This window comes from Halorhodospira neutriphila, assembly GCF_016584055.1.
Lineage (GTDB): Bacteria > Pseudomonadota > Gammaproteobacteria > Nitrococcales > Halorhodospiraceae > Halorhodospira > Halorhodospira neutriphila.
Genome location: NZ_NRSH01000092.1, coordinates 1 through 8941, shown reverse-complemented (window position 1 = coordinate 8941; position 8941 = coordinate 1). Strand labels below are relative to the sequence as shown.

The following is an 8941-nucleotide window of genomic DNA, read 5'->3' as shown; positions in this document are numbered from 1 at the left end:
AGTTTAGCGCGCGGCCCCGCTCGGGCGAGAAGCGCAGGGGACCCCGAAGGGGCGCGCTCGGCAGCTGGCCGTGCGCCCCCAGCCCCCGGGCAGCGCCGCTAACCGATCCGTGCGGCTCGTCTCACCCCGGCACCGGCAGCTCCGCCAGCGGCCAGCGGGGGCGCACCGAGAAGTCGAGGTCGCCGCGCTCGCCGGCGGCCAGCCGCAGGGCGCCCGCGTAGGCGATCATCGCCGCGTTGTCCGTGCACAGCTCGAGCCGCGGGTAGTGGACCGAGAAGCCGCGCTCGGCAGCGAGGGCGTCGAGGCGCTCGCGCAGCCGGGCGTTGGCCCCCACCCCGCCGGAGACCACCAGCCGCCGGCAGCCGGTCTGCTCCAGGGCCCGGCGGCACTTGATCGCCAGCGTCTCCACCACGGCCTCCTGGAAGCCGTGGGCGATATCGGCCCGGCCCTGCTCGTCGCTGCCGCGCTCCTCCACGGCGTGGAGGACCGCCGTCTTGAGGCCGCTGAAGCTGAAGTCCAGCCCCGGCCGGTCGGTCATCGGCCGGGGCAGCCGGACCGCGCCGGGGCGCCCGGCCTCGGCGAGCCGGGCGATGGCCGGCCCGCCCGGGTACGGCAGCCCGAGCAGCCGTGCGGTCTTGTCGAAGGCCTCGCCGGCGGCGTCGTCCACCGAGTCGCCGAGGACGCGGTAGCGGCCGAAGCCGGCCACCTGGACGAGCAGGGTGTGGCCGCCGGAGACGAGCAGCGCCACCAGGGGCATCGCCGGCGGCTGCGGCTCGAGCAGGGGGGCGAGGAGGTGGCCCTCCAGGTGGTGGATGCCCACGGCCGGCACGTCGAGCCCCCAGGCGAGGCTGCGGGCGAAGCCGGCGCCGACCATCAGGGCGCCGGGCAGGCCGGGGCCCCGCGTCCAGGCCACGCCGCCGAGGGCCTCGGCCTCGAGCCCGGCGTCGCGCAGCACGCCCTGGACGAGGCCGGGCAGCTTGCGGACGTGGTCCCGGGAGGCGAGCTCCGGGACGACGCCGCCGTAGGCCGCGTGGTCGGCGACCTGGCTGTGGACGGCGTGAGCGAGGAGGCCAGCCTCCGGCTGGTAGAGCGCGGCGGCGGTCTCGTCGCAGGAGGTCTCGATGCCGAGGATCGGCCCCAAGGCGGCTCGCTCCCTTGTCGGTGTCGTCAGTGTCGCAGGTAGGCGCCGGTGACGGCGTCGCGGATGGGGGTAGGCCGCGCCAGCCCGCCGGTCGGCCCCGGCAGCAGGGCGTCGAGGTGGGGGCCGAAGGTGTAGCGGACCGCCGAGGCGGTCCGCGCCGGCCGACCCGCCGAGCGGTTGGCGCTCGTCGACACCACCGGGCCGCCGAAGGCGCGGCAGAGGGCGGCCGCCGGCGGGTGGGCGGTGACGCGCACGGCGATGCCCGCGTGCCCGCCCGTGATCCACGCCGGCGCCTCGGGGGCGGCCGGGACCACCCACGTGACCGGCCCCGGCCAGCTCCCCCGGATCTCGGCGGCGCGCTCCGGCGGCAAGGGGGCCAGGAACGGCGTCAGGTCCTCCGGCGCGGCGGCGAGGAGGATCAGCCCCCGCTCGAGCGGCCGGCGCTTGAGCGCCAGCAGCCGCAGGACGGCCTCGCGGTCCCAGGGATCGCAGCCCAGGCCCCAGACCGCCTCGGTGGGGTACGCCACCACGCCGCCACGGCGCAGGGCGTGCACGGCGCGCTCCAGGCGCAGGCGGCTGATCCGCGGCGCGCCTGCGGTCATAGGCCGGACGAGGAGCCGATCCGGCTCTCCTCGCCGGCGGCGAGGCGGACAATGTTGTCGCGGTGGCGCCAGACCAGGGCGATGGTCAGCAGCGCCGCCGCCGCGGTGAGCACCGGCGACTGCGCGAGCCAGAGGACGTAGATGGGGGCCATGGCGAAGGCGACCACGGCGGCCAGCGAGGAGTAGCGGAAGGCGGCGGCGATGCCCAGCCAGGTGGCGGCCGCGGCCACCAGCGCCGCCGGGGACCAGGCGAGCAGCACGCCGAAGCCCGTCGCCACCCCCTTGCCGCCCTGGAAGCGGAAGAAGACCGGGAAGAGGTGGCCGAAGAAGGCCGCCAGGCCCGCGGCCCCCGCCACCACCGGGTCGCCGGTCAGCGCCCAGGCGAGGGCCACCGGCACGGTCCCCTTGAGCCAGTCGCCGACGAGGGTCGCGGCGGCCGGGCCCTTGCCGGCCAGGCGCAGGACGTTGGTGGCCCCCGGGTTCCCGGAGCCGCCCTGGCGGGGGTCGCCGAGGCGCATGAGCCGGCAGACGACGATCGCCGAGGAGACCGAGCCAACCAGGTACGCGAGCAGGATGAGCGCAAGATCGAGCATAGGGAGAGTCTCCGGTTTCAGGGCCGCAATGGCAAGCGGTCACGATGGTCGGCCCTAGCGGCGCTAGCTTGCAATCGCGGACCGCGGAGCGGCAAGTTACCAGGGCCGCGGCCCGCGCCTTCCCGCGTGGGCCGCGGGGACACCCACCCAGGAGCGCAAGAGGGCTGCCATGGCGCGCCTACCCGACCCCCCGCCCCCCGACGCCGAGGCCCAGGCCGTCAGCGACCGGCTCCTCGAGCGCATCCGCGAGGCCATCCGCGAGGCCGGCGGCGCCCTGCCCTTCGAGCAGTTCATGGACCGGGCCCTCTACGAGCCCGGGCTCGGCTACTACCGCGCCGGCGCGGCGCGCTTCGGCAGCGGCGGCGACTTCGCCACCGCCCCCGAGTTCACCCCCCTGTTCGGCCGGACCCTCGCCCGGCAGGCCGCCGAGATCCTCGAGCACCTCGGCGGCGGCGACGTGGTCGAGCTCGGCCCCGGCAGCGGCGCCCTCGCCGCCGCCGCCCTCGCCGAGCTCGAGGCCTGCGGCCGGCTCCCCCGGCGCTGGCGGATGCTCGAGGTCAGCGCCGCCCTGCGCCAGGAGCAGCAGCGCACCCTCGCCGCCCAGGTGCCCCACCTGCTCGACCGGGTCGAGCACCTCGAGGCCCTGCCCGAGGGCGACACCCCGGCGGTCTGGATCGCCAACGAGGTCCTCGACGCCCTGCCCGTGCGCCGCTTCGTCCGCCGCGGCGACGGCGTCCGCGAGCTGGCCGTGGCGGCGGACGGCGACGGCGCCCTGGGCTGGCGGGAGATCGCCGCCGACGAGGCCCTCACCGCGGCCGTAGGCGGTATCGAGGCGCGCCTCGACGCCCCCCTGCCGGAGGGCTACGTCTCCGAGGTCTGCACCCGCCTGCCCGCCTTCCTGCGCGGCGTCGCGGCGGCCCTGCCCCGCGGGGTGATGCTCTGGATCGACTACGGCTACCCGCGCCGGGAGTACTACCACCCCGAGCGCCGGGGCGGGACCCTGATCTGCCACTACCGCCACCGCGCCCACGACGACCCGTTCTTCCGGCCGGGCCTGCAGGACCTGAGCGCCTTCGTCGACTTCACGGCGGTGGCGGACGCGGGGCTGGCGGCCGGGCTCGAGCCCCTCGGCTACGCGCCGCAGGGGGGCTTCCTCGCCGGGGCGGGGCTGAGCGAGCTCGCCGAGGCGCAGATGGCCGGGGCGGACGAGCGCCGCCGCCTCGAGACCGTCCAGGCCGTGCAGCGCCTGAGCCACCCCGGCGATATGGGGGAGCGCTTCAAGGTCCTGGCGCTCGGGCGCGGCTACGCGGGGCCGATCAGCGGCTTCCGGGTCGTCGACCGGCGCGGCAGCCTCTAGGCCGGCGGAAGGCGTCCACCGCCTCGAGCAGGTCCACCACCTTCCCCGGGCGCATCTCCAGGGCCCGGTGGGCGTCCATGTGGTGCCGGGTGACGAGCACCGCCAGGTCCCGGCAGGCCCGGGGCGTGCGCAGGCGCTCGCAGAGGGCCTCGACCGGGGCCACGCCGCGCTCCTCGTGCTCCGGGTGGCGGGGGAGCGCCTCGGCGGGGGTCAGGGCCTTGCCGACGTCGTGGACCAGGGCCGCCCAGCGCGGCGCCAGGGGCAGCTCCAGGCGCGCGGCGGCGTCGAGGACGAGGAGCGTGTGCTCGCCGGCGTCGCCCTCGGGGTGGCGGTCGGTGCGCTCGGGCACCCCGAAGAGGGCGTCGATCTCGGGCAGGATCCGGGCCGCCGCGCCGCAGGCGCGCAGCACCTCGATGAGCCGGCGCGGGGCCGGCTCCATCAGGCCCCGCGCGAGCTCCTGCCAGACCCGCTCGGGGACGAGGGCGTCGACCTCGCCGGCCTCGACCATGCGCCGGCACAGGGCGAGGGTCTCCTCGGCCACGCTGAAGCCCTCGGGGGCGAGGCGGGCGGCGAAGCGGGCCAGGCGCAGGATGCGCACCGGGTCCTCGGCGAAGGCCTCGGTGACGTGGCGCAGGCGCCGCGCCTGGAGGTCGGCGTAGCCGCCGTAGGGGTCGATGAGCGCGCCGTCGCGGTCCCGGGCCATGGCGTTGATGGTCAGGTCCCGGCGCGCCAGGTCCTCCTCCAGTGAGACGTCGGGGGCGGCGTGGAAGGCGAAGCCGTGGTAGCCGGCCGCGGTCTTGCGCTCGGTGCGCGCCAGGGCGTACTCCTCGTTCGTCTCGGGGTGGAGGAAGACGGGGAAGTCCTTGCCCACCGGGCGGTAGCCGGCCGCCTCCATCTCCTGCGGCGTGGCGCCGACCACCACCCAGTCGGTCTCGGTGACCTCGCGGCCGAGGAGCTCGTCGCGCACCGCCCCGCCGACGCGGTAGGCCTCCATCGCTACGCCCCTCGCCCGGCCTCGCGGCGCGCCTCGGCGTAGTCGGCCTGGGGGCCGGCGCCGCCGAGGTAGGCCGGCGCCACCGCCTCGAGCGCCGTGGGCTCGAGGCCGAGCGCCTCGAGGCCGTTGCGGCGGCAGACGTTGGGGACCGTGCCCGAGCGGTAGTTGTCGACGGAGAAGGGCGGCCCCGGGAGCCTGCCCAGCGCCCAGGCGGCCGCCCTGGCGAGCCAGCCGGGCAGGGCGAGCGCCCGCCGGCGCAGCCCGCGCAGCCTGCCGACGTACGCGACGAGCTCGGCCAGGGTGTAGACCCGGGGGCCGCAGAGCTCGTAGCTGCGCCCCGCGGTATCGGGGTCCTCGAGGGCGCGGGCGAAGGCGGCGGCGACGTCGCCGACGTAGACCGGCTGGAGGCGCACCCCGGGGGCGCGCACGACGCCCCGCTCCCGATCGCCGACGTAGAGGCGCTGGGACTGCGCCCGCGGCAGCGGCAGGGGGACCACGCCCGGCGACAGGCGCAGGATCCCGGCGAGCCGGTTCAGGAAGCGGTCCTCGGGGCCGAAGATCACGGCGGGGCGGAAGCTGGTGACCGCCACCCCCGCCGGCGGGGCCGCCATCACCTGCTGCTCGCCCTCGCCCTTCGTCTGCAGGTAGCGGCTCGGCCCCTCGGGATCAGCGCCGAGGGCGCTCATGTGCAGGTAGCGCGGCACACCGGCCCGGCGGCACGCCGCCAGGGCCCGCCGGGGGAGGTCCACGTGGACGGCCCGGAACGGCTCGCTGCGGGTCTCGTTAGCGATGCCGGCGAGGTTGATGACCGCGTGGCAGCCGCTGAAGTGGCGGGTGAGCTGGCGCTCGTCCTGGAGGTCGGTCTCGATCAGCTGCAGGTGGGGCAGGACCCGGAGCTCGCGCCCGCGGTCGCTGCGCCGCGTGAGCACGCGCAGGCGGTACCCCTGCGCGGCGAGGCGGTTCGCGAGGTGGAGGCCGACGAACCCGCTCCCCCCGATGATGCAGACGGTCTTTGCGTCCATGTCTCACTCCTGCAGCTGACAGCACCGTAGCGAGCCGATAAGGTGGCGCGTTTAATCTGTCATTTCAACGATCCACGTGGTGGTATCGCCGTGACCGCGCAGCTGCTGATCTATCTCACCGCCGGGGCCGGGGCCGGCACCGCCGCCGGGCTGCTGGGCATCGGCGGCGGGGTGATCGTCGTCCCCCTGCTGCTGGTGCTCTTCGGCCTCGAGGGCATCGAGGCGTCGGTCGCCATGCACCTGGCGGTGGGGACCTCCCTGGGCACCATCGTGTTCACCACCCTCGGCTCGGCGCTCAGCCACTACCGGCTCGGGGCGGTGGAGCTGCCCGCCTTCCGCCGGCTGGGGCTCGGCCTGGTGGCCGGCGCCGCCGCCGGCGCCGCCCTCGCCGGGCTGCTCCCGGCGGAGGCCCTGAAGCGGCTCTTCGGCGCCTTCCTGCTCCTGGGCGTGCCGCTGATGCTGCTCAAGCCGGTGCCCGAGCGCCACGGCGCGGGGAGGCCCGCCGGCATGCTCGCCGCCGGGGGGGGCATCGGCACGCTCTCTGCCATGCTCGGCGTCGGCGGCGGCATCCTGGCGGTGCCCTACCTGATCCGCCAGGGCCTGCCGATGCACCGCGCCGTGGCGACCTCGGCGGCCTGCATGGTGCCGCTCGCCACCTGCGGCGCCCTGGGCTTTATCGCCGCGGGCTGGGGGGATCCCCGCCTGCCGGCGGGGGCCACCGGCTTCGTCTACTGGCCGGCGCTGCTCGGCATCGCCGCCGCCAGCCTCGTCGCCTCGAGCGCCGCGGCACGGCTCGCCCACCGCGTCCCGGCGCGGCTCCTGCAGCGGCTCTTCGCCCTGCTCCTCGTGGTCGTCGGGCTGCGGCTGCTGCTGTCGTAGGCGGCAGCCGCCCGCCATTGCCGCCGGCTAGAAGCCGATCCGCACGCCGAGGTGGAGGCTGTCGTCGATCGTCTGGTCGTCGTAGTTGTCGGAGGTCGCCATGTCGAAGTAGCGGTAGCCGAGGTAGGCGCCCGCCTGCGGCGTGAACTGGAACTCGTAGCGCAGCGTCGTCTCGAGGATGCGCTCGACGTTGCTCGAGGTGGTGATATCCGGGCCGAAGTGGACCTTCAGGATCGCGGCCTGGGGGACCTGGGCGGGGACCGACAGGCGCGCCGAGCCGGTCAGGGCGACGCCGCCCATGAGCCGGTCCGGCTCGTCGAGGTAGCCGCTGTAGCCCTTGACGCCGGTCCCGAACACCAGGGGGCTGAACCCCTGGGTCGGCGGCCCGGAGACGTGGAGGTGGGCATTGGCGATGACGTCCCCGTCGTCGTTGAACAGGAGCCCGCCGCCGAGCTGCCCCGTCTCGATGGCGGTGTACTCCTGGGCCGGGACGTCCACCACGAACTCGGCGGCCTCGTCGTGGAGGTTGATATCCAGCCCGGCGGCCATCACCCCGGACGCCGGGACGCCGGACAGCACCACGGCGGCGGCAAGCGCACGTTTGCTCATAATCGGCTTCCTCTGTGCTTCAGTCACTCAGCTGCGCCGTACCCCGGCGGCCCCCGCGCTCAGTCGAGGGCGAGCTTCTTCTCCAGGTAGTGGATGTCGGTGCCCCCCGCCCGGAAGGCGGCGTCGCCGATGATCTCCTGCTGCAGCGCGATGTTGGTGCCGATGCCGCTGACGACGATCTCGGCGAGGGCCGTGCGCATGCGCGCGAGGGCGCTGTCGCGGTTCGGCCCGTGGGTGATCAGCTTGCCGATCATCGAGTCGTAGTACGGGGGCACGGCGTAGCCGGTATAGACGTGGGAGTCGACCCGCACCCCGGGGCCGCCGGGGGCGTGGAAGTGCTCGACGGTGCCCGGGCACGGCATCAGGGTCTTCGGGTCCTCGGCGTTGATCCGGCACTCGACGGCGTGGCCGCGCACGTCGATGTCCTCCTGGCGCCAGCTCAGGGGCTCGCCGGCGGCGATCCGGATCTGCTCGGCGACCAGGTCGCAGCCGGTGACCATCTCGGTGACCGGGTGCTCGACCTGGATGCGGGTGTTCATCTCGATGAAGTAGAACTCGCCGTTCTCGTAGAGGAACTCGAAGGTCCCGGCGCCGCGGTAGCCCATCTGCCGGCACGCCTCGGCGCAGCGCTCGCCGATCTCCTGGCGCTGCGCCTCAGTGATCCCCGGCGCCGGGGCCTCCTCGACCACCTTCTGGTGGCGGCGCTGCATCGAGCAGTCCCGCTCGCCGAGGTGGATGGCGTTGCCGTAGCCGTCGGCGAGGACCTGGATCTCGACGTGCCGCGGGGCCTCGAGGTACTTCTCCATGTAGAGGGTGCCGTCGCCGAAGGCGCTCTCCGCCTCGCTGCGGGTGAGCGAGACGGCGTTGAGCAGGGCCGCCTCGCTGCGCACCACCCGCATCCCCCGGCCGCCGCCGCCGGCGGCGGACTTGATCATGATGGGGTAGCCGATGGCGGCGGCGAGGCGCAGGGTCTCGTCGGGGTCGTCGTCGGAGATGGGCCCCTCGGAGCCGGGCACGCAGGGGACGCCGGCCTGCTTCATGGCGCGGATGGCCGAGACCTTGTCGCCCATGGTGCGGATGCTCTCCGGCCGGGGGCCGATGAAGACGAACCCCGACTGCTCGACCCGCTCGGCGAAGTCGGCGTTCTCCGAGAGGAAGCCGTAGCCGGGGTGGATGGCGGTGGAGTCGGTGACCTCGGCGGCGGCGATGAGCGCCGGGATGTTGAGGTAGCTCTCGGCGACGTTGTTGGGGCCGATGCAGACCGACTCGTCGGCGAGGCGGACGTGCTTGAGCTCGCGGTCGGCGGCGGAGTGGACGGCGACGCTGCGGATGCCCAGCTCGCGGCAAGCGCGCAGGATCCGCAGGGCGATCTCGCCGCGGTTGGCGATGAGGATCTTCTGCATGGCGCTCACTCGCTCGCGATCAGGAACAGCGGCTGGTCGTACTCCACCGGCTGGCCGTTCTCCACCAGCACGGCGGTGATGACCCCGTCGCGGTCGGCCTCGATCTGGTTGAGCATCTTCATCGCCTCGATGATGCACAGCGTCTCGCCGGCCTTGACGCGCTGCCCCTCCTCGACGAAGGACTTGGCGGTCGGCGAGGGAGCGCGGTAGAAGGTCCCCACCATCGGCGAGCGGATCGGCTCGCCCTCCGGCTCCTCGGCCTCCTCGGCCGCGGGCTGCTGCCCGCCCGGCGCGCCGGCGCCCTGGGGCTGGCTAGCGGCGGGGGCGGGCTCGGCGTACTG

At 75.2% G+C, this 8941-nt stretch carries 10 protein-coding genes; 2 read left to right on the top strand and 8 right to left on the bottom strand.

The window, feature by feature from the left end:
• Window positions 1-121: 121 nt before the first annotated feature.
• From tsaD to plsY, 3 genes are read right to left on the bottom strand one after another with little or no spacing between them, the layout of a single operon-like run.
• Entirely contained in the window at window positions 122-1141 is a 1020-nt protein-coding gene (gene tsaD / locus CKO13_RS08570; protein WP_200259524.1) for a tRNA (adenosine(37)-N6)-threonylcarbamoyltransferase complex transferase subunit TsaD, read from the bottom strand.
• Window positions 1142-1167: 26 nt separating this feature from the next.
• Window positions 1168-1743, bottom strand: coding sequence for an L-threonylcarbamoyladenylate synthase type 1 TsaC (gene tsaC, locus CKO13_RS08565; RefSeq protein WP_200259520.1), 576 nt, complete (start codon window positions 1741-1743; stop codon window positions 1168-1170).
• Window positions 1740-2336: a glycerol-3-phosphate 1-O-acyltransferase PlsY gene (plsY, locus tag CKO13_RS08560; RefSeq protein WP_200259517.1), complete on the bottom strand. Its 597-nt coding sequence runs from the start codon at window positions 2334-2336 to the stop codon at window positions 1740-1742. The genes tsaC and plsY overlap by 4 nt, the downstream gene beginning before the upstream one ends.
• A 169-nt stretch (window positions 2337-2505) precedes the next feature.
• On the opposite strand from plsY, the gene CKO13_RS08555 reads away from it, so the two are divergent.
• Window positions 2506-3693, top strand: coding sequence for a class I SAM-dependent methyltransferase (locus CKO13_RS08555; RefSeq protein ID WP_200259514.1), 1188 nt, complete (start codon window positions 2506-2508; stop codon window positions 3691-3693).
• Here CKO13_RS08555 and CKO13_RS08550 read toward each other — a convergent pair.
• Window positions 3653-4687 carry a multifunctional CCA addition/repair protein gene (locus tag CKO13_RS08550; RefSeq protein ID WP_200259512.1) on the bottom strand — a complete coding sequence of 345 codons (1035 nt, stop codon included), beginning with the start codon at window positions 4685-4687 and terminating at the stop codon, window positions 3653-3655. The two genes, CKO13_RS08555 and CKO13_RS08550, sit on opposite strands and share 41 nt — an antisense overlap.
• 2 nt (window positions 4688-4689) lie before the next feature.
• Window positions 4690-5709 (bottom strand): complex I NDUFA9 subunit family protein, encoded by a 1020-nt coding sequence (locus CKO13_RS08545; protein ID WP_200259509.1) that lies wholly within the window; start codon window positions 5707-5709, stop codon window positions 4690-4692.
• A gap of 42 nt (window positions 5710-5751) precedes the next feature.
• Here CKO13_RS08545 and CKO13_RS08540 point away from each other — a divergent pair, with 42 nt between their 5' ends.
• Window positions 5752-6588 (top strand): sulfite exporter TauE/SafE family protein, encoded by an 837-nt coding sequence (locus tag CKO13_RS08540; protein ID WP_338034614.1) that lies wholly within the window; start codon window positions 5752-5754, stop codon window positions 6586-6588.
• Between the two features lie 27 nt (window positions 6589-6615).
• Here CKO13_RS08540 and CKO13_RS08535 read toward each other — a convergent pair whose 3' ends face one another.
• From CKO13_RS08535 to accB, 3 genes are all read right to left on the bottom strand, one after another.
• Window positions 6616-7197: a YfaZ family outer membrane protein gene (locus tag CKO13_RS08535; RefSeq protein WP_200259506.1), complete on the bottom strand. Its 582-nt coding sequence runs from the start codon at window positions 7195-7197 to the stop codon at window positions 6616-6618.
• Window positions 7198-7256: 59 nt separating this feature from the next.
• Window positions 7257-8600: an acetyl-CoA carboxylase biotin carboxylase subunit gene (gene accC / locus CKO13_RS08530; RefSeq protein ID WP_200259503.1), complete on the bottom strand. Its 1344-nt coding sequence runs from the start codon at window positions 8598-8600 to the stop codon at window positions 7257-7259.
• 5 nt (window positions 8601-8605) lie between these two features.
• On the bottom strand, window positions 8606-8941 hold a 336-nt coding region (gene accB, locus CKO13_RS08525), incomplete at its 5' end, for an acetyl-CoA carboxylase biotin carboxyl carrier protein (RefSeq protein ID WP_200259500.1).

Excerpts from the sequence above, each read along its gene's own strand:
- CKO13_RS08550 (WP_200259512.1), bottom strand. The coding sequence starts at position 4,687 with ATGGAGGCCTACCGCGTCGGCGGGGCGGTGCGCGACGAGCTCCTCGGC.
- CKO13_RS08555 (WP_200259514.1), top strand. The coding sequence starts at position 2,506 with ATGGCGCGCCTACCCGACCCCCCGCCCCCCGACGCCGAGGCCCAGGCC.
- tsaC (WP_200259520.1), bottom strand. The coding sequence starts at position 1,743 with ATGACCGCAGGCGCGCCGCGGATCAGCCGCCTGCGCCTGGAGCGCGCC.
- CKO13_RS08545 (WP_200259509.1), bottom strand. The coding sequence starts at position 5,709 with ATGGACGCAAAGACCGTCTGCATCATCGGGGGGAGCGGGTTCGTCGGC.
- CKO13_RS08535 (WP_200259506.1), bottom strand. The coding sequence starts at position 7,197 with ATGAGCAAACGTGCGCTTGCCGCCGCCGTGGTGCTGTCCGGCGTCCCG.
- accC (WP_200259503.1), bottom strand. The coding sequence starts at position 8,600 with ATGCAGAAGATCCTCATCGCCAACCGCGGCGAGATCGCCCTGCGGATC.
- plsY (WP_200259517.1), bottom strand. The coding sequence starts at position 2,336 with ATGCTCGATCTTGCGCTCATCCTGCTCGCGTACCTGGTTGGCTCGGTC.